At 64.0% G+C, this 18,454-nt stretch carries 16 protein-coding genes; 7 read left to right on the top strand and 9 right to left on the bottom strand.

Annotated features, from left to right (window positions below; genetic code table 11):
- Positions 1-137 precede the first annotated feature (137 nt).
- Positions 138-566, bottom strand: coding sequence for a DUF6481 family protein (locus NKH98_RS08400; protein ID WP_023718183.1), 429 nt, complete (start codon positions 564-566; stop codon positions 138-140).
- Positions 567-795: 229 nt separating this feature from the next.
- On the opposite strand from NKH98_RS08400, the gene NKH98_RS08395 reads away from it, so the two are divergent.
- The 3 genes from NKH98_RS08395 (at position 796) to NKH98_RS08385 (ending at position 4,308) form a co-directional block, all read left to right on the top strand.
- Positions 796-1,857 (top strand): LLM class flavin-dependent oxidoreductase, encoded by a 1,062-nt coding sequence (locus NKH98_RS08395; protein WP_352897621.1) that lies wholly within the window; start codon positions 796-798, stop codon positions 1,855-1,857.
- A gap of 133 nt (positions 1,858-1,990) precedes the next feature.
- Positions 1,991-3,151 carry an AI-2E family transporter gene (locus tag NKH98_RS08390; protein ID WP_352477022.1) on the top strand — a complete coding sequence of 387 codons (1,161 nt, stop codon included), beginning with the start codon at positions 1,991-1,993 and terminating at the stop codon, positions 3,149-3,151.
- Positions 3,152-3,306: 155 nt separating this feature from the next.
- Complete coding sequence (locus NKH98_RS08385) at positions 3,307-4,308, top strand: LLM class flavin-dependent oxidoreductase (protein WP_254815866.1); 1,002 nt, start codon at positions 3,307-3,309, stop codon at positions 4,306-4,308.
- 155 nt (positions 4,309-4,463) lie between these two features.
- Here NKH98_RS08385 and NKH98_RS08380 read toward each other — a convergent pair whose 3' ends face one another.
- Both NKH98_RS08380 and NKH98_RS08375 read right to left on the bottom strand, forming a co-directional pair.
- A complete protein-coding gene (locus NKH98_RS08380; protein ID WP_352897619.1) occupies positions 4,464-5,087 on the bottom strand; it encodes a L,D-transpeptidase in 624 nt (207 codons plus the stop codon).
- Positions 5,088-5,334: 247 nt separating this feature from the next.
- Positions 5,335-6,354: a LacI family DNA-binding transcriptional regulator gene (locus tag NKH98_RS08375; protein ID WP_352897701.1), complete on the bottom strand. Its 1,020-nt coding sequence runs from the start codon at positions 6,352-6,354 to the stop codon at positions 5,335-5,337.
- A 217-nt stretch (positions 6,355-6,571) separates the two neighbouring features.
- On the opposite strand from NKH98_RS08375, the gene NKH98_RS08370 reads away from it, so the two are divergent.
- Genes NKH98_RS08370 through NKH98_RS08360 form a run of 3 tightly spaced genes read left to right on the top strand, consistent with a single transcriptional unit; the run spans position 6,572 to position 10,427 of the window.
- Positions 6,572-8,155, top strand: coding sequence for a sugar ABC transporter ATP-binding protein (locus NKH98_RS08370; RefSeq protein ID WP_352897699.1), 1,584 nt, complete (start codon positions 6,572-6,574; stop codon positions 8,153-8,155).
- Positions 8,152-9,465 (top strand): ABC transporter permease, encoded by a 1,314-nt coding sequence (locus NKH98_RS08365; protein ID WP_352477019.1) that lies wholly within the window; start codon positions 8,152-8,154, stop codon positions 9,463-9,465. Before NKH98_RS08370 ends, NKH98_RS08365 begins: the two co-directional genes overlap by 4 nt.
- Positions 9,462-10,427 carry a substrate-binding domain-containing protein gene (locus tag NKH98_RS08360; protein WP_254815861.1) on the top strand — a complete coding sequence of 322 codons (966 nt, stop codon included), beginning with the start codon at positions 9,462-9,464 and terminating at the stop codon, positions 10,425-10,427. Before NKH98_RS08365 ends, NKH98_RS08360 begins: the two co-directional genes overlap by 4 nt.
- Before the next feature lie 68 nt (positions 10,428-10,495).
- Here NKH98_RS08360 and NKH98_RS08355 read toward each other — a convergent pair whose 3' ends face one another.
- Genes NKH98_RS08355 through NKH98_RS08330 form a run of 6 tightly spaced genes read right to left on the bottom strand, consistent with a single transcriptional unit; the run spans position 10,496 to position 17,557 of the window.
- Positions 10,496-10,972, bottom strand: coding sequence for a MarR family winged helix-turn-helix transcriptional regulator (locus tag NKH98_RS08355; protein ID WP_502894214.1), 477 nt, complete (start codon positions 10,970-10,972; stop codon positions 10,496-10,498).
- Positions 10,954-11,538, bottom strand: a complete 585-nt coding sequence (locus NKH98_RS08350; RefSeq protein WP_352467809.1) for an amino acid synthesis family protein — start codon at positions 11,536-11,538, stop codon at positions 10,954-10,956. The genes NKH98_RS08355 and NKH98_RS08350 overlap by 19 nt, the downstream gene beginning before the upstream one ends.
- A complete protein-coding gene (locus tag NKH98_RS08345) occupies positions 11,531-12,406 on the bottom strand; it encodes a UPF0280 family protein (RefSeq protein WP_352897618.1) in 876 nt (291 codons plus the stop codon). The genes NKH98_RS08350 and NKH98_RS08345 overlap by 8 nt, the downstream gene beginning before the upstream one ends.
- Entirely contained in the window at positions 12,403-13,947 is a 1,545-nt protein-coding gene (locus tag NKH98_RS08340) for a 6-hydroxynicotinate reductase (RefSeq protein ID WP_352647835.1), read from the bottom strand. The genes NKH98_RS08345 and NKH98_RS08340 overlap by 4 nt, the downstream gene beginning before the upstream one ends.
- Positions 13,944-16,697, bottom strand: coding sequence for a molybdopterin-dependent oxidoreductase (locus NKH98_RS08335; RefSeq protein WP_352897616.1), 2,754 nt, complete (start codon positions 16,695-16,697; stop codon positions 13,944-13,946). The genes NKH98_RS08340 and NKH98_RS08335 overlap by 4 nt, the downstream gene beginning before the upstream one ends.
- Positions 16,697-17,557, bottom strand: a complete 861-nt coding sequence (locus NKH98_RS08330; RefSeq protein WP_352897614.1) for an FAD binding domain-containing protein — start codon at positions 17,555-17,557, stop codon at positions 16,697-16,699. The genes NKH98_RS08335 and NKH98_RS08330 overlap by 1 nt, the downstream gene beginning before the upstream one ends.
- A 272-nt stretch (positions 17,558-17,829) precedes the next feature.
- Here NKH98_RS08330 and pncA point away from each other — a divergent pair, with 272 nt between their 5' ends.
- Positions 17,830-18,429, top strand: coding sequence for a bifunctional nicotinamidase/pyrazinamidase (pncA, locus tag NKH98_RS08325; RefSeq protein WP_352506043.1), 600 nt, complete (start codon positions 17,830-17,832; stop codon positions 18,427-18,429).
- Positions 18,430-18,454: the final 25 nt, after the last annotated feature.

Below are 18,454 nucleotides of genomic sequence, written 5' to 3'. Positions count from 1 at the left end.
CGCGGCCGGCATGATTGTTCATTAAGCTCGCGCGCATCCCCTATCGATGCGGCGAAGACAGATTTCACGCATTCAAGAAATCGGCCGAAAGCCATCGAAACGGAGCGTTCCGATGGCTTGAATCAGTGCCGGAGGCGTTATCGCGCGGAGAAGCCGGGCGGCGTCCTGCCGGTGCGCTGCTTGCGCGCGGCATAGCGTGCGTCACGCTTGGCCTTGCGTTCGGCCTCGTCGGCAAGAAAACGGGCGATGCGCTCGTTCTCTTCAGCTTCCCGGATCTTCGCTTCGGCCTGTGCAGCCTCTTCGGCGGCGATGCGTGCCGCTTCGGCGGCTGCCTCGCGCTCGGCCTTTTCGGCCGCTTCGCGCGCCAGCTTTTCCTGCTTCAGCCTGGCCTTTTCGGCCTCGCGTATCGCGCGGGCCTCGAGGATCGCCTTGCGCTCGGCCTGTCGTGCCAGCACCGCTGGATCATCTGCCGCCGGCTTTGCCTTAAAGCGCTCCAGAAGCGCCTTCTTTGCCTCGTTCGCGGCATTGCGCCGCTCGAAAACGTCTTTTTCCCTATAGATAGCCAAGTCCACTTCCCTGAAGTCAATTTGCGAGGCTTACATACGCGTGAAAACCGAGAGTTCAAGCGCCAAAACGGTATGCCAGCCATGAAATTCTGATCTGTTGCAGCCGGGAGACGCCATTTCGATTGAATTCGGCTGAAAGGCACCCGCACTGTTCACCATCCAGGCATCTGGCGGGGCGGCGGACTGATCGCTACCTGTAGCGCCAGGACAAACGCTGGGATGACACACTATGGAACTCGGTCTCTACACTTTCGCCGACGTCAGCCCGGAACCGGGTCCCGGTGCGATCGGTGCGCACGAGCGGCTGCGCAATTTGATCGAGGAGATCGAGCTCGCCGACCAGGTCGGGCTGGACGTCTTTGGTCTCGGCGAGCACCACCGTCCCGACTACGCTGCCTCCGCTCCGGTGGTGGCACTGGCGGCGGCCGCCGAACGAACCAGGCGCATAAGGCTGACCAGCGCTGTCACCGTGCTGTCGTCCGACGATCCGGTGCGCGTCTTCCAGCAGTTTGCCACCCTCGACCTTCTGTCCGGCGGCCGGGCGGAGATCATGGCCGGGCGCGGCTCGTTCATCGAGTCCTTTCCGCTGTTCGGCTACAATCTCGAAGATTATGACGAGCTCTTTGCCGAGAAGCTCGACCTGCTGCTCGCCATCCGCGATCATGTCAAGGTGACCTGGTCGGGCAGTCTGCGCGCTCCGATCAATGATCGCGGCGTCTATCCCCGGCCCTTGCAGGACAAATTGCCGATCTGGATCGCCGTCGGTGGAACACCGCAATCCGTCGCCCGCGCCGGCGTGCTCGGGTTGCCGCTGGCACTGGCGATCATCGGTGGCGAGCCGGCGCGGTTCGCACCGCTGTTCGACATCTACAGGGATGCAGCCAGACGCGCCGGCAACGATCCGGCAAGCCTTGCCACCAGTCTCAACGTGCACGGCTTCATCGCCGAGACCACGGACCAGGCAGCCGACGATTTTTACGGGCCGCAGGCCGAGGTGATGAACCGTATCGGCCGCGAGCGCGGCTGGGGGCCGACATCGCGGGCGCATTTCGACCAATCGCGCGGCCCGAACGGCGCGCTGTTCGTCGGCAATCCAGAACAGGTGGCCGAGAAGATCATTGCCCAGCACAGGATATTCGGCAACGACCGCTTCCTGCTGCAATTGGCGATCGGCACCATGCCGCACGCCAAGGTGATGAAGGCCATCGAACTCTACGGCACCAAGGTGGCGCCGGTCGTGCGCCGGGAAACTGCGAGGGCCGTTCCCGCCGTGGCGGCGCCGGTTGCCTGATTCCCAGTCACCTGATTCATTGCCAAGGCCGCGAGGCGGCCTTGCCGGTGACGCCGGCTAACGGAACCTTGAAGCGACAGAGGCGTTTTCGCCAACGGTCTGCACCAATCGCGGTGTGCCGCCGAGGGTCAGAATGAAAGCCGAACCCGCCGCTTCGGGCGCAAGCGCTGCCGAAAGCCCGGATCCGCGCGTCGAGGCGCGGGCGGATGCGCATCTGATGCGTTCGCTGCTCGTCGGCATCTTCATCCTTATGGCGATCTACGCGCTTTACTTCGCCCGTGCCTTCTTCATGCCGGTCATTCTGGCTTTCCTGCTGGCGCTGACGCTGACGCCGATCGTTCGCTTCCTGCGCAAGCATGGCATGCCCGATGTCATTTCGGCGACACTGCTGGTGCTGCTTTCGTTCTGCCTCGTCGCCGTCGCGGGATATCTGCTCAGCGGCCCGGTCATCGACCTCATCAACAACACCTCGACGATCGGCCAGCAGCTTACCGAACGTCTGGCACAATTGCGCCGTCCGTTCGAACGGATCGTGGAGATTTCGCGCCAGATCGAGGGCCTGACACAGACATCCCAGGAGCCGGGCGTTCAGAGGGTGGCGATGGCGCCATCCGGTATTCTCTCGCAGGCGGCCGGCAATGTGCTGTCGGCTGGCGTCAGCGTTACCATCGTCTTCGTCCTGTCGCTGTTCCTGCTCGCCTCGGGCACGATGTTCTATGAAAAGATCGTCCAGTCCTTCCCCAGTCTCAGCGAAAAGAAGCGGGCGCTGCGCGTCGTCTACGACGTCGAACGTGAAATCTCGCATTATCTGCTTACCGTCACGGTCATCAATACATGTCTCGGCATTGTCATCGGGCTCGGCCTTTGGGCGCTCGGCGTGCCCAACGCGCAGGTCTGGGGCGCGGCAGCGGCTCTGCTCAATTTCCTGCCTTATATCGGGGCGCTGACCACCATCACGCTGGTCACGATCATCGCGCTGATCAGCTTCGACACGATTTCCTATGCGCTGCTGGCGCCGGCCTTCGTCCTTATGTGCGATGTCGTCGAAGGCCAGTTCGTGACGCCGACGGTCGTCGGCCGCCGTCTCGAGATCAACGCAGTGGCGATCCTCATCGCCATCGCCTTCTGGTCCTGGCTGTGGGGTTTCGTCGGCGCCTTGCTGGCGGTGCCGCTGCTGGTCGTCATCAAGGTGTTCTGCGATCATTTCGACGGCCTCAGTCATGTCGGCAATTTCCTCGCGGCGCAGCATACGGCGGTGATCGAGGACGAAGAAATTCACGAGGCGAAAAAGTAGCGGCTTAAGGTCAAAAACGTCCCCCGATTGGGGCGGATCACGACCTTGCATCGGTGGCACGTCCGTTGTGCCTGCAGTGCTCAATCAACATTTTGAATTTGCCGCCTCGGCAACGGCTTCCTACATCCGTCCGGCCCACAGGAAACCCCGCGCCGATGACCGCTCTTTCCGTTCTCGACCTGTCGCCGATCGTCGAAGGCAGCAACGCTTCGCAGTCACTCGCCAATTCGCTCGATCTCGCCCGCCATGCCGAGCGGCTGGGATATAAGCGCTACTGGCTGGCTGAGCATCACAACATGCCGGGCATCGCCAGCGCCGCCACCTCGGTGGTCATTGCCCATGTGGCCGGCGGCACCAAGACGATACGCGTCGGCGCCGGCGGCATCATGCTGCCCAATCATTCGCCGCTGGTCATCGCCGAGCAATTCGGCACGCTCAACGCTCTGCATCCCGGTCGCATCGATCTCGGCCTCGGGCGGGCGCCCGGCACCGACATGGCCACGGCACGGGCGCTGCGCCGCAACCTCGATGCTGGCGCCGACAATTTCCCGCAGGACGTCGTCGAGCTGATGGGTTACTTCCAGCCGGCCGAAGACGGCCAACGCATCCGCGCGGTGCCCGGCGAGGGCGAAAAGGTGCCGATCTGGATTCTCGGTTCCAGCCTCTACGGCGCGCAGCTTGCCGCCATGCTCGGCCTGCCCTACGCCTTCGCTTCGCATTTTGCGCCGGCCGAGCTCGACCATGCGCTGGAGATCTACCGCTCGCGTTTCCAGCCTTCGGAGCAGCTCGACAGGCCCTACGTGATGCTCGGCCTCAATGTCTTCGCCGCTCCTTCCGATGCCGAGGCGCGGCTGCTGTTCACCTCGCTGCAGCAGGCCTTCGTCAATCTGCGCACCGGCCGGCCCGGCCGATTGCCGCCGCCAGTCGAAGGATATGAGCGCGACCTCGATCCAATGGCCAAGACCATGCTCGGCCAAGCGCTTTCCTGCGCCGTCGTCGGCTCTCCCGAAACGGTCAGGCAAGGCATCGAGGCCTTCGTGCGCCGCACCGGCGCGGACGAGCTGATGGTCACAGCGCAGATTTTCGACCATGCGGCGCGGGTGCGCTCGTTCGAGATCCTGGCCGACGCTCACAAATCGCTGTCGGAAGCTGCCTGAGAGTTGGTTCGCCACTTGCCACAGTTGCGGGCGAGGCCGGCCTTGGGCAGGGAACCTCGCGAACAGGTGTGCGAAGACACAGCGAACATTTCGCGCGCTTTACGCGGAGGTTTTCGATCCTCATGCTCGTCCGTTTGCGGGAAACGCGGCGTCCATTAAATGACGATCACCTTGGTGCCGATTGTGGCGCGGTCATAGAGATCGATGATGTCCTGGTTCATGAGGCGAATGCAGCCCGCCGACACAGCTTTGCCGATGGACCACCATTCAGGGCTACCGTGCAGGCGATATCCAGTGTCACCTTTCTCGTTGAAAAGATAGAGCGCCCGCGCCCCGAGCGGGTTCATGAGTCCGCCCTCCATATGGGCCGGTATGATGCGGCCTCGCTTCTGCTCGCGCACGATCATCGCAGACGGCGCGCTCCAATCCGGCCATTCGCGCTTCCTCGCAACGTGAGCAGTCCCATGCCACTCGAAGCCCGCCTTGCCAACGCCGATTCCGTAGCGCAGCGCCTGACCGTCTCCCAACACGTAGTAGAGGAACTTCGCTCCTGTATCGACAATGATGGTGCCCGGCGCCTCTTCAGTCGCATAAGGTACTATCTGCCGATGGAACTTTGGGTCAACCTTGTAGATCGGAACCGGCGGAACGCGAAAACCGGCGTCGGTGAGGCCGCCATAGGCCGAGGGGAAAGTCTTTAATGCGCCGCCGGTAGTGCAGCCGAAGAATACGGCCATCCCGGCAAGAACCAGCCCGATTAGGATCGATTTCACGCGCATGACTCAAGCCGGCGCCCGTGTGAACGATCAGCCGCATCTCGTGATATTCCTAACCCGACATGCTTCGATTGCCAAGATTTTCCTGACTGTCGGCTGGCCGACCGTTGGCCACTTGGCTCGATCGGCGCCGCGGCTTCCATTGCTCGGTTTTCGAACGACGAACGCCCGTAGTGGCTGCGAAGGCCCGGGTCGGCAGGACAGAGGGAGCGCTGGTCCGTCCGGCATTGCAAAGTTTCTGAACAGAGCCCTACGCGCTGACGCTCTGCGCAGTCGCACCTAGCGGACGGCATGAATTGCGGATCATCAGGCGTCCCTTGAGCGTCAGCTTGCGCGGCGGCGCATCCCTGTTTCCGGCGAGCCGGTCGAGCAGCAGATTGGCCGCCTGTTCGCCAATCGCCTGCACCGGCTGTGCGACCGTGGTCAATTGCGGCCGGAACACATCCGACCACGGAAAGTCGTCGAAGCAGGCGACCGAAACATCCTCCGGACAGGACAGGCCGATATCGCGAATGGCCTTCATCGTGCCGATCACCATCGGGTTGTTGGCCGAAAAGATGGCGCTCGGCCGGTCGTGCAGCGAAAGCAGCTGCATGGTGGCGTTGTAGCCGTCGACTTCATGGAAGTTGCCGAAGCGGACGAGCTCGGGCTCGGCCGGCAGGCCGGCGGCCTGGAGGGCCTCGCGGTATCCCGCCATGCGGTCGTGCATCGGCGAGATATCGAAAGAGCCGGAGATGTAGCCGATGCGCCGATGGCCGAGATCGATCAGGTAGGTGATGGCGTCGAACACCGCGCGCTGATTGTCGAGAACGACGGCATCGGTATCGACACCCTGGCAAACACGGTCGAGCAGCACGACCGGCACATTGGCGTCGTCGACAATCCGTTTGAGGATCGCGCCGTCGCCGACACGCGCGACGATCAGCCCATCGACCATGCGGTCGAGCAGCAGCCTGATCTGCTCGTCCTGCGTGTTCAGGTGCTCGTCGGTGCAGCACAGCATGACGGCGTAGCCGGCCCTGTCGAAAGCCTGCTGGATGACCGAAACCACGTCGGTGAAGAACGGATTGGTGATGTGGGGGACGGTGAGCCCGATGGTGCGTGTGGTGCCCATCTTCAGGCTGCGGGCGATGGCGTTGCGCTTATAGCCGATGTCGCGGATCGCCTGTTCGATGCGCTGGCTGAGCTCGGGGCTGACGGTCGCGGTGCCGTTGATCAGCGCCGATACGGTGGCCACGGAAACACGCGCGGCCTCGGCCACGTGAAGCATGGTCGGAGCAGTGAACTTGCGCTGCTTTTTTCGTCCTGACACTGTCATTTTCGAAACGTTTCACCACTCCACGGCAGCAATACGTACGGAATCTTACGATTTTGTGCAAGAATTGAAATGGATCAATCTCGGACTCCAGATATTGCCTTGACATGATCGAAACGTTTAGATTAGCGTTTGAGGTGTTCGGTGACGGCGGAGGGAGGCCGTCCTTGTGATGCAGCACGGCAATTCCATCCCTGCGCAAGGCGTTATGGCGGACGGCTCGGCTATCGTGCTGAGCGCCGAGCACATCTCCAAGTCCTTCGGTGGCATCGCCGCGCTTGTCGATGTCGATTTCGAACTGCGGCGCGGCGAGGTCCATGCGCTGATGGGCGAGAACGGCGCCGGCAAGTCGACGCTGATGAAGATCCTGTCCGGCGTCTATACGGACTATAACGGAACGGTCAGTATCGATGGCGATGCGGTGCGCTTTGCCGGCGTCCGCGAAGCCGAGCGCGCCGGCATCGCCATCATCCACCAGGAGCTGAATCTCGTCCCCGAACTCAGCGTCGCCGACAATATCTTTCTCGGCCGCGAGAAGCTGATCGCCGGGCTGATCGTCGACCGCAAGGCGAGCAGCCGCGCTGCCGGCGCGCTGCTGCAAAGGCTCGGCATCGAGCTCGATCCGGATGCGCGCGTCGGTGCCTTGCGCGTCGGCGAACAGCAACTGGTCGAGATCGCCAAGGCGCTGTCGATGTCGGCACGCATTCTGATCATGGACGAGCCGACCTCGGCGCTTTCGCCAGCCGAATGCCAGCGGCTGTTCCGCATCATCCGCCAGCTCGCCGACAGCGGCGTGGCGATCGTCTACATTTCGCACCGCATCGACGAAGTCATGCATCTGGCCAGCCGGGTCACCGTGCTCCGCGATGGACGCCACGTCCTGACGCGGGCGATGGACCAGCTCGACGAAGACGCCATAATTTCGGCGATGGTCGGGCGAAACCTGCTTGCTTCCTCCCAGGAGCACCGCGTCCCCGGTGTCAACACCGTCCTTTCCGTAAGCGAGCTGTCGCTGTCGAAACCCAATCGCCATGGCTGGCGCACTGTGCTCGACGGCGTCAGTTTCGATCTTGCCGCAGGTGAAATCCTGGGTATCGGCGGGCTGCTGGGCTCGGGCCGGACCGAAATCCTGGAAACCATCTTCGGGTCCAGCGGCGGACGTGCCGGCGGTGAGATCAGGCTCGATGGCGAGATGGTAGAAATCCGTTCGCCGCGCGATGCGCGCCGGCTCGGCATCGCCCTGGTCACGGAAGACCGCAAGACGCAAGGCCTGCATCTCGAGGCCTCGATCACCGACAATGTCGCGCTGCCGCTGGTCGGTGCGCTGGCGCGGTTCGGCCTGCGCTCGCTGGCTGGTGAGCAAGGGCTGGCACGGGACGCCGTCAAGGCGCTCGGCATTCGCTGCGAGACCGTCGAGCAGCCGGCCGGCACGCTGTCCGGTGGCAACCAGCAGAAGGTCGTCATTGGCAAATGGCTGGCGACGAGGCCGCGGGTGCTGCTGCTCGACGAGCCGACGCGCGGCATCGATGTCGGCGCCAAGCGGGAAATCTACGATCTCATCGTCAAGCTGGCGCGAGACGGGCTGGCGATCGCGGTCATCAGCTCGGAATTGCCGGAGCTGCTGCATCTTTCCGACCGTATCCTGGTCATGGCCGACGGCCGCCAGACGGGAATCCTGTCCCGCGCGCAAGCCAGCGAGGAGGCCATCATGCGGCTTGCGGCGCCGCGACGGACGATGACGAGGCCTGCCGCATGAGCATTTTGCATATCCTGTCCCGGACGAAGCTCTATTGGGGCCTGATCGCCATCTTCCTGATCGGCGTGCTCGGCTCGCCGATCAGCTCCAAGGGCAACAACATTTTCCTGTCCTACGGCAACCTGCTCGACGTGCTGCGCCAGGTGTCGACCACGGGCCTGATTGCCACCGGCATGACGGCCGTGATCATTACCGGCGGTATCGACCTTTCCGTCGGCTCGCTGATGGCGATCTGTACGGTGGTCTGTGCCATGCTGCTGACGGTCCCCGGCGTGACGCCGGCGGTGGTGCTTGGGGTGCCGACAGTTGCCGTGGCAGCCCTTTGCCTCGGCATTCTCGTCACTCGTTTCATCCTGCTGAACGTCGAAAAATCCCGTGCCGGCGCGCAGGCGACGCACGACATCAGGCTGGACAGCGTTCGCGGGCTGGTGACGCCCGGCATTGTCGGGGTGATCCTGTGCAGTCTGGTGCTGTGGTTCCTGCTGCCGCAGGTAGGCTCAAAATTCGGCGTGCTCGGCGTGCTGCTGGTGGCGCCTTGCGTCGGCCTGCTGTTCGGGGCGCTCAACGGCTTCATCATCGTCGCGGGGCGGCTGCAGCCCTTCATCGTGACGCTGGCGATGATGGTTACTGCGCTCGGCATCGCCCGGCTGACAGCCGGCCAGAACAATGCGGTGCTGCCGGTCTATACCGGCTCGAACGCCACGGCCGATTTCGAAATGCTGCGCTCGCTGGTATTCGGCGTGATCCCGATGCCGGGCCTGTTCTTCCTCGGCGCCATCCTGATCTACGGCGCCGTGCTGCGCTTCACCCCGTTCGGCCGCTATGTCTATGCAATCGGCGGCAATGAGGAGGCGGCGCGGCTGTCGGGCATCGCCGCAGGCCGCGTGAAGATCGCCACCTATGCCGTGTCAGGGCTGCTGGCCGGCATCGCGGCGGTGCTCTATGTCGCGCAGTACCGGCAAGGCAAGCCGGACGCCGGCGCCGGCCTGGAGCTCGACGCGATTGCCGCCGTGGTCATCGGCGGCACCAGCCTGATGGGCGGACGCGGCAGCCTCACCGGGACGTTCTGCGGCGTGCTGATCTTCGGGCTGCTCTCCAACATCCTGCAGCTGCACAACATCAATTCGAACCTTCAGCTGGTGCTGAAGGGGATGATCATCATCGGTACCGTGCTCGTACAGGAGCGCAATGCCGGTGATCTTCTCTTCTATCTGCGGCTGCCCGGTGGGCAAGCGCACAAGGAAACGGCCGCGGCAAAGCGGCCGTCGCAAGAGACCGCGTCTCTGAATATTGGAGGAAACAAGAAATGAAACGACGTGAATTGTTGAAGCTCGCCGGGCTGACAGCGGCACTCCTGACCACGACCGCCATGCTTGCCGGCGGCGCCCATGCGCAGGACAAGAAGTGGAAGATCGGCTTCTCGCAGGTGACGACCATCGAACCCTGGCGGGCTCAGTTCAACAAGGACATCCTGGCCGAAGCGGCCAAGCATCCGGAAGTCGAACTGATCATCACCGACGGCGAGGACAAGACCGAGAAGCAGGTGGCCGACGTCGAGAACCTGATCCGTCAGGAGGTCGATGCGCTCTTGGTATCGCCGAAGGAATCCGCCGGTCTGACGGGTGTCGTGCAGCAGGCGATCGATGCCAAGATCCCGGTCTTCGTGCTCGACCGCAACGTCGAAACCAATGACTACACGCAGTTCGTCGGTGGCGACAACAAGCTGATCGGCCGGGCTGCCGGTGAATATGCCGTCGAGCTGCTTGGCGGCAAGGGCAAGGCCGCCGGCAACGTCGTCGAGATCTGGGGCGGCATGGGCACCCAGCCGGCACACGATCGCCATGACGGCTTCCATGAATTCACCGACAAGGAGCCGGGCATAAAATACCTGCTCGACCAGCAGTCGGGCGACTGGAAGCAGGACCAGGCCTACAACATCATGGCGACCGCGTTGCGCAACAACGAGAAGATCGATCTCGTCTACGGCCATAATGATCCGATGGCCTATGGCGCCTATCTTGCCGCCAAGGACGTCGGACGTGAGAAGGACATCAAGTTCATCGGCATCGACGGCCTGCCCAATGAAGGCGTGCAGCTGGTCGCCAATGGCGAGCTGACGGCGACGTTCACTTATGTGACGCCGGGCGCCGAAGGGCTGCGGCAGGCGATCAAGTTCCTGAACGGGGAGAAGGTGGAAAAGACCATCACCCTGCCGACGCAGAAGATCACCAAGGAAAATGCCGCCCAGATCCTGAAGGACAACGGCCTCTGAGACGAGGCTTTCCTGCCGGGCGTTCAGCGCCCGGCAGGAACAACAATCAAACGCCGGCAGGCAGCAGATTAAGCCAGCTTGGCCAGCAGCTTCATGAAAATGGCCGCCTCCTTGGCGGAAAGCGGCGCCAGCGTTTCCTGCGTGATCTCGCGGGCAAGCGGGATCAGCCGCTCGATCGCGTCGCGCCCCTCGGCCGTCAGATTGACCAGCAGGCGCCGTTTGTCGACTTCGTGTTTGCTAAGTTCGACAAAGCCACGCGCTTTCAGCCGGTCGATGACGCCCTTCACGGTCGCCGCATCCATGGCGATCAGGCTGCCAAGCTGGTTCTGCGAGGTCTCGCCGACGTCGCGCAATTTGGCCAAAGCGGCAAATTGCGGCGGCGTCAGATCGGCGATGTGTGCGGCGAAGATCGAGACATGGCGCTGATGCGCCTTGCGCAGGATGAAGCCGACCTGCTCCTGCAAGCGATAGTCGTTCTCGTCAGGTTCCTCGGCCTCGACCAGCTTGAGCAGATTGTCTTCGGGGCTCACCGCAGCCCGTCCCATGCCTTGATATCCTTGGCCGCCAGCCCGCCCATGCGGTCATGCACACGCGGGCCGCAGGTCATTGCGAGGCAGAACAGGATCTCGTCGGGACGCGGGCCATCGCTGATGCCGATTTCCATGGCATCGAAATGGCTGCGCACATAGGCGGCGTTGATGTGGCCGAGCGGCACATCGAGCCGCGCGCCGAAAGCGCCGACCTTCTTTGCCGACGGCACGATCGCCTTGGCGTCGCCGAGCCGTTCGCGCATGGCATAGCCGCCCGGCACATGCCACAGCGCGCCATGCTCCAGCTCGCCCGCCATGCCGACGATGGCGCCCTTGCCGTAACCGTCGATCTGTTTCACGTCGCCGCCCAATGCGGCAATAAGCCTGTCGGAGAGCAGCAGCCCGAGCGGCTTCAAATCCTCCATGGCGCTCTGCAGTTCCTCGACGTAACGGCCGGCGAACGGGTTCTTGACCACAGCCATGGCCGCCGCGCGGCGCCGCGGCACCTTCGCCACCGGCCCGCCCTCGTGAAAAATCTCTTCGGTCAGCACGGCGATCTTGCGGATCGGAAACTCAGGCATGAGCAATTTCCCTCTCTAAAGCTTTATTGGCGAGCCTCATCGGACCTGCGACGCGTGCCTGACCGCCGAGGAAAAGCGCCGCGGCGGCAATCAGGCCGCGCCGCCGAAACTCCTCGGCAACGGCAAATCCACCTTCCAGTGCAATAGCGATTTCAGCGGCGGAAAGCGGCCCCACGCCCTGCGTCACCAAACGGTCGCCGAGATCGCTGTCAGGCGCGAGATCGCGCGCCCGTACGCGCCTAACGGCTGGATGACCGGGCAGGTCGACGGCGTTGGCGATCAAGGTCGCGGCGGCATCGGCTGCAGCACCCGTTCGCGCCAGCACCGTGACCGCGTCGGCGATGCCCAGCGAAAAGGAGCGGCCGCGCCAGCCGCTGGTCGCGACGCCGCGGATCCCGTCTTCGGCGCGGATCGTGAGACGATCTGCCAACCCATGACCTGTCCCGGCAATGGCAAGCGTCATCGACTGCCCGTTGCCGAGATGGATCGCGCTGTCGCCGCCATTATTGACATAGGCGCGCTCGAGCCGGCGGCCGGCAAGCAGGGCCCCGAGCACTTCGTCGGCTACCGAGCCGGCGACGGCCGCCATCGGCGTGATGAATTGTTTCGTTAGCGGAACGACCGCCGCTTCCATGCGGCGCGCCGTCGGGCCAGCGAAAGCACGTGACCGCGAGCTGGCCGGGCGCCGCAGTTCGGGCAACTCTTCGACCAGTTCAACCAGGATTGTCTGGAAGCGCGCCACTGCCTGATGATATGCGGCGCTGCATTCACTCGCCTCGCCGAAGGCCTCGACGATCAGGTCGATCGGCCCATGATTGAGGTGAAGCCTCCGGCCGTCCTCGAGCCAATGCGCCTGCGGGCCGTTCATCGCCCAGCCCCGTTTGCGGCCGCGCGACGCAACTGAGCCAGCGGCGGCCAGGGATTGTCAAGGGGTGCGGCCGTGCCGCGGCGCGGATTGAGATATTCGCCGCCCTTGGCCAGGATATCGTCGACGCTGCGGATTTCGGCTTCGTAGCCGCCAAGCCTGACATAATCGTCGCGGCGCATGGTGAACTCGATCGGCGCCACCAGCGCCGGCGTTGGCACATAGCCGAAGGCGCCTTCCGGCACGCGGGTGACGTCGACCATCAGCGTGATGCCGCCGCCCGGCCAGACATAGACCGGCGCGCCGCCGACCGTCACATAGGTCTTGAGGCCCTGCACCGAGCGGGTCAGATTGACCGGGTTCTCGGTGACGCCGGCGCGCAGCGACCCGCCGGCGCCGCCGACGAAAAGCACGGTGCAGAGCGCCGGCTCGCAATTGTCCTCAATCAGTTCAACCGACTTCCGCAGCCGCTCCGGGAACGGTTTCTGCACAGGCTTCAATTCGTCGTCGAGCTCGTAATAGGCGAATTGCTCGCCGGTGGTCGAGACCATCAGCAGCGACATGCCGGGGCGCGCACCCTTTTTGGCGTTCCATTCACCAAGGATCGACAGCGGGTCGGAAATACTGGTGCCGCCCCAGCCGAGGCCGGGCTCCGACACCTTGAAATAACGGCCCGGCGTCGAACGGCGGCCGATGATCTTGATGCCGGTATCCTGCCAGCCAAGCACCTTGCCGGCCTGATGCTCGGAGACGACGCCGGTGATGTGGTCATCGACCACCACCACCTCGTCAACAAGGCCGCGCCATTGGGTCGCGAACATGCCTATGGTGGCCGAACCGCAGCCGACGCGCATGCGCTGTTCGAGCTTGCCGTCGATGACCGGCGGCTTGCCGGCTTCGACGATGACGGTGGCGCCGCCGTCGATGACGAGTTCGACCGGTTTGCGGTTGCACAGGGCGAGCATGGCGTCACAGGTGGCGCGCCCTTCAGCCTTCGAGCCGCCGGTCAAATGATGTACGCCGCCCAGCGACAGCATCTGCGAGCCGTATTCGCCGGTGGTGACATGGCCGATCGCCTCGCCTTGGGCACGGACCGTCGCCGTTTCGGGGCCGATATGACGATCGGTGTCGATCTTCACCTTGACGCCGCAATAGGAGAAGATGCCCTCGGTGACGACGGTGACCAGATCGACGCCCTCGACCTCCTGGCTGACGATGAAAGGCGCCGGCTTGTAATCGGGATAGGTGGTGCCGGCGCCGATGGCGGTGACGAAGCGGCGGCCGGTGTTGACCAGTTCGCCGTCCCATGCCTCGCCTTCCTCGGCAAAGGGTACGATTGCGGCGCCGGTCTCGGCCGCGTGGTCGAGGATGGTCAGCGGATCCATCCGCACGATCCTGCCGCCAACATTGCCGTAGCGATCGCAGGCGCCGGTGCGGCCATCGGCGATGTAGCACATGACCGGACAGGCATCGCAGCGGATCTTCTCGGCCACCAGCTTCTCGCCGGGATCATGTGTCTCGAAACGTTCGGCAAGCTCGCTCATCGGCGCGCCTCCTTGTCGAGGATGGCGGCGCGGATGCGGGTCGGCGTCGCCGGAATTTTGGTGACCAGCACACCTGTTGCATGGCGGATGGCGTTGAGGATCGCCGGCGCCGTCGGGATCAGCACATGCTCGCCCAAGCCCTTGGCTCCGAACGGTCCTTCCGGATCCGGAACTTCTATCAGGATGGTCTCGATCGGCGGCACGTCGCCGATCGTCGGGATCAGATAGTCGTGCAGGTTTTCGGTGCGGCCGGGGATATACTCTTCCATCAGCGCCATGCCGATGCCCTGGGCGATGCCACCCTCAATCTGGCCCTCGGCAAGCAAGGGATTGATGGCCTTGCCGACATCGTGGGCGGCGGTGATTTTTACCAGCTTCACGGTGCCGAGCTTGAGGTCGACCTCCAGTTCGGCGATCTGAGCGCCATAACCATAGACGGCGTAAGGCTTGCCCTGACCTTTTGCATCGAGCGGCTGCGTCGGCGGGTCGTAGCTTTCCTCGGCCCGGAAGACAAAACCTTCGGCGTCTGCCTTCAGCGAGGAAAGATCGATGCGGCGCGTCGCTTCGCCTTCCCTGATGCTCAGGCTTGTGCCGTCCAGCGCAATCGCCGCCTTTTGCGAGACATTGGCGAAACGCAAGATCTCCTCGCGCAAGGCGCGGCCGGCCTTTTCGGCGGCCTTGCCGGTGACGAAAGTCTGGCGCGAGGCCGAGGTCTTGCCGGCATCGGGGGTGATCGCCGTATCGGCGCCTTTCAGCCGCAACATCTCCAATGGCAGACCCAACGCGTCGGCGCAGATCTGCGCGATGACGGTGTTGGAGCCTTGCCCGATATCGACCGCCCCCTGATGCAGGACGACTTCGCCCGATATCGAGATGCCGACCTTGATGGTCGACGGATTGGGCAGCGAGGTGTTGCCGCAGCCGTACCAGCAAGAAGCGATGCCGACGCCGCGTTTTTTGATGCCGCTACCGGCATTGAACGCTTCGGCATCGCGAACGGCACGCTGCCAATGTGAACGGAGGGCCTCCAGGCAGTCGGCGATGCCGACGCCCGACTCAAGCCGCTGCCCGGTAACTGTTTCGGATCCGTTCCGAAGGCAGTTCTTCAGGCGAAAGTCGAGCCGATCCATGCCGAGCTTGTCGGCCAGCTCGTCATAAAGGGTCTCCTGCATGATCGTCGCCTGCGGCACGCCGAAACCGCGAAAGGCGCCGGCAATCGGGCCGTTGGTGTGGATGGCACGGCCTTCGGCGCGATAGTTCGGCGTAGCATAGGGGCCGGAGGCGTGCACCGGCACGCGGCTGGCGACCGTCGGCCCCCAGCTGGCATAGGCGCCGGTGTTGAAATCGCCGGCGAAGACCATGCCGGTGACACGGCCGTCGGCATTGGCGCCGATGCTCGCTCTCATCAGGGCTGGATGGCGCTTGGTGGTCGAGATCATCGATTCGGTGCGGCTGTAGGCGAGCGCCGCCGGTCGGCCGGTTTTCATGGCGACGAGGCCGATGAGCGGTTGCAGCGAGACGTCGAGCTTCGAGCCGAAGCCGCCGCCGGTCGCGGTCGGCACGATGCGCACCTTTTCCGGGGTAAGGCCGAGCACTTTTGCCGTGTCGTCACGGTCCATATAGGGCGCCTGCGTGCAGGCGACGACGACCAGCGTGTCGCCGTCCATGAAGGCATAGCCGGCTTCCGGTTCGATATAGGCGTGCTCGACATAGGAGGTGTCGATGGCGCCAGAAACGACGAAAGCCGCACCGGCAAGCGCGGCTTCGGGGTCGCCACGCTCGACAAAGCCGGAGGTGAGCAGGTTCGCGGGCCGGTTTTCATGGACCAGCGACGCGCCGCCGGCCTGCGCTTCGCCAGTTTCCAGAAAATGCGGCAACTCGGTCCAACTGACAGGGAAATCGGCTAGGTCGAGATCGAGGATAGCCTCGCGTTCGCCGGCAACCAGCGCCACCGCCTCGCCGCGAAAGCGCGAAACCCCTTCGGCCAGCGCCGGCTGGTCGGCGAAGTGCGCGATGACGCCGAAACAATTCTTTCCCGGAATGTCGGCGGCGGTGAAGACGCCGGCAATGCCGGGACGGGATTTCACCCAGCTGCCGAGATCGCCGAAGCTGAAGGCGGCATGATAGTGCGGTGAGCGGACCACCAGCACGGACAGCGCATCGGCGGGGAAGGAATCGCCGCCGAATTTTTCGCCGCCAGTGACTTTCGGCACGCCATCGAGGCGGATCGGGGAGGAGCCGACGGCATGGCCAGAGGATGGCATGCGCTGATCGAGACCGCCGTCGTGGCGCCAGGCATCCATCACCGCCGCGACGATCTTGCGGTAGCCGGTGCAGCGGCAGAGTACACCGCCGAGCGCATCCTGCGTTTCAGCCTCGCTCGGGTAAGGCGTCCTGTCCAGGAGTGCCGTTGCGGCGACCAGCAGGCCGGGCGTGCAGGCGCCGCACTGTGCTGCGCCATGGCTGAGGAACGAGGCCTGCAGTGCCGACAGCCTGCCATTGCCGAGACCTTCGACGGTCGTCACCACGGTGCCCGAGGCGGAAGCCGCGGGCATCAGGCAGGCGCAGACCGGCTCGCCGTCGACCAGCACCGTGCAGGCGCCGCAATCGCCGGCATCACAACCGATCTTGGTGCCGGTCAGCCGCAGCTCGTCGCGCAACACCGCGGACAGCCGCCGCACCGGCGGCACGCAAACGCTAACGGCGGCGCCGTTGACCTCGAAGGCGATGTCGGCGCGCTCCATCCCCATCAGGCCGCCGCCCTTTCCCCAGGGACTGCGCCCACCGCACCAAGCACAGCACGGGCAACGATCTCGCGCGCCGCATCCAGCCGATATTCGGCGCTGCCGCGCACGTCGCCGATCGGCGACAGCTCGTCCATCGGCGCGGATTGGATCGCACTGGCCAGCGCGGGGCCGACGGGCAGGCCGCGCAGTGCCGCCTCGACACTCGCCAGGCGCCTGGCGACGACCGAGCAGGACCCGACGGCGACGGCCGCGTTCCTGACGATACCATCTTCGACGGCCAGGCGTGCGGCGGCCATGGCGATGGAGATGACGAGATAACGCCGCGCGCCGAGTTTCACGAAGGCGGAGCCGCCGGCGGTCGCAGGTTTGGGAATACGGATTGCCGTCACCATTTCGCCGGCCTGCAGAGCCGTGCGACGATTGCCGAGGATGAACTTTGCAAGGGGCAGATGCCGGGTCGCGACCGAGGAACGCAGTTCGACTTCGGCATCGAGCACCAGCAGCGCCGGCACACCGTCGGCGGCCGGCGAGGCATTGCAGAGATTGCCGGCAATCGAGGCAACGTTCTGGATCTGCACCGAGCCGACTTCCCGCGCCGCCTGCTTCAGCGCATCGAAGGCCGCCGGCAGCGGATGGCGGATGAGATCGGTCCAGGCGGTGCGGGCGCCAATGAGCCAATGGTTCTCGGCTTCGGCAATGCCGCGCAATGCCGCCAAGCCATTGATGTCGAGGATATTGTCGCGGAAAGGCTTGCTGCCTTGAGCCGGATAGAAATCGGTACCACCGGCAAGGATGCGCCATTGCCCTTCGCCCAGCAACGCGAGGGCGTCGTCGACCGTGGTGGGTTTTGCGTAACGGATCACGCTTTGCCTTCCCAGAATGGGCTTCCCGAGAGGGGATCCTGCCGAAAGACTTTCCCGAGCATTCAAGGCAGGAAATTCATTCGTATGCAAATGATATCAAGCCGGCAGGAATTGTCAAAGCCAGAGTTTGCACGGCTGTTGGCACCGGTGCGCCCGGAACGCATTTGTTATGCCGTGAGAGGTTGACGCAGCCGGCCATCTGGTCAAGTTTCTGCGTCCGGTCGCGTTTTCATTGGAGCCTAAGCTCAGGACGAAGAAAATAAGGAGGCTCCATGGCCGACGAAGCGCTTGTCATTATCGACCTGCAGAACGATTTCTGCCCAGGTGGCGCCCTGGAAGTGGCCGGTGGCGACGAAATCGTGCCGTTGGTCAATGATCTGATCCGGCGGACCGAGCACGTCCTGCTGACGCAGGACTGGCACCCTGCCGGCCATTCGAGCTTTGCCTCCAGCCACCCCGGCAAGCGACCGTTCGAAACGATCGACATGCCTTATGGCGAGCAGACGCTGTGGCCTGATCACTGCATCCAGGGCAGCCTTGGTTCGGACTTCCATTCCGGCTTGGCCTGGAGCAAGGCCGAGCTGGTGATCCGCAAGGGGTTCCGTCCTGCAATCGACAGCTATTCGGCATTCTTCGAGAACGACCGGACGACGCCGACCGGCCTTGCCGGCTATCTCCGGGAGCGAAATATCGATACGCTGACCCTGGTCGGCCTGGCGACGGATTTCTGCGTCGCCTTTTCGGCACTCGACGCGGTCAAGCTCGGCTTTGCGACATCAGTGCGGCTCGACGCCTGCCGCGGCATCGATCTCAACGGCTCCATGGAGACGATGCTGGGCCGGATGCGCGATGCCGGCGTGGCACTGATTTGAACGTCATCCAGCCGAACCTGACGGA

This window comes from Mesorhizobium sp. M0833 (assembly GCF_040319905.1).
Lineage (GTDB): Bacteria > Pseudomonadota > Alphaproteobacteria > Rhizobiales > Rhizobiaceae > Mesorhizobium.
The sequence above is the reverse complement of the archived record's forward strand: the minus strand, read 5'-3'. Positions and strand labels throughout refer to the sequence as shown.

What these genes read in the sequence shown, in the direction of transcription:
- NKH98_RS08385 (WP_254815866.1), top strand. Translation starts at nt 3,307, where the DNA reads ATGACCGCTCTTTCCGTTCTCGACCTGTCGCCGATCGTCGAAGGCAGC.
- NKH98_RS08350 (WP_352467809.1), bottom strand. Translation starts at nt 11,538, where the DNA reads ATGCCTGAGTTTCCGATCCGCAAGATCGCCGTGCTGACCGAAGAGATT.
- NKH98_RS08380 (WP_352897619.1), bottom strand. Translation starts at nt 5,087, where the DNA reads ATGCGCGTGAAATCGATCCTAATCGGGCTGGTTCTTGCCGGGATGGCC.
- NKH98_RS08340 (WP_352647835.1), bottom strand. Translation starts at nt 13,947, where the DNA reads ATGAGCGAGCTTGCCGAACGTTTCGAGACACATGATCCCGGCGAGAAG.
- NKH98_RS08390 (WP_352477022.1), top strand. Translation starts at nt 1,991, where the DNA reads ATGAAAGCCGAACCCGCCGCTTCGGGCGCAAGCGCTGCCGAAAGCCCG.
- NKH98_RS08355 (WP_502894214.1), bottom strand. Translation starts at nt 10,972, where the DNA reads ATGGGACGGGCTGCGGTGAGCCCCGAAGACAATCTGCTCAAGCTGGTC.
- NKH98_RS08365 (WP_352477019.1), top strand. Translation starts at nt 8,152, where the DNA reads ATGAGCATTTTGCATATCCTGTCCCGGACGAAGCTCTATTGGGGCCTG.
- NKH98_RS08395 (WP_352897621.1), top strand. Translation starts at nt 796, where the DNA reads ATGGAACTCGGTCTCTACACTTTCGCCGACGTCAGCCCGGAACCGGGT.
- pncA (WP_352506043.1), top strand. Translation starts at nt 17,830, where the DNA reads ATGGCCGACGAAGCGCTTGTCATTATCGACCTGCAGAACGATTTCTGC.
- NKH98_RS08345 (WP_352897618.1), bottom strand. Translation starts at nt 12,406, where the DNA reads ATGAACGGCCCGCAGGCGCATTGGCTCGAGGACGGCCGGAGGCTTCAC.
- NKH98_RS08335 (WP_352897616.1), bottom strand. Translation starts at nt 16,697, where the DNA reads ATGGGGATGGAGCGCGCCGACATCGCCTTCGAGGTCAACGGCGCCGCC.
- NKH98_RS08375 (WP_352897701.1), bottom strand. Translation starts at nt 6,354, where the DNA reads ATGCTTCACGTGGCCGAGGCCGCGCGTGTTTCCGTGGCCACCGTATCG.
- NKH98_RS08370 (WP_352897699.1), top strand. Translation starts at nt 6,572, where the DNA reads ATGCAGCACGGCAATTCCATCCCTGCGCAAGGCGTTATGGCGGACGGC.
- NKH98_RS08360 (WP_254815861.1), top strand. Translation starts at nt 9,462, where the DNA reads ATGAAACGACGTGAATTGTTGAAGCTCGCCGGGCTGACAGCGGCACTC.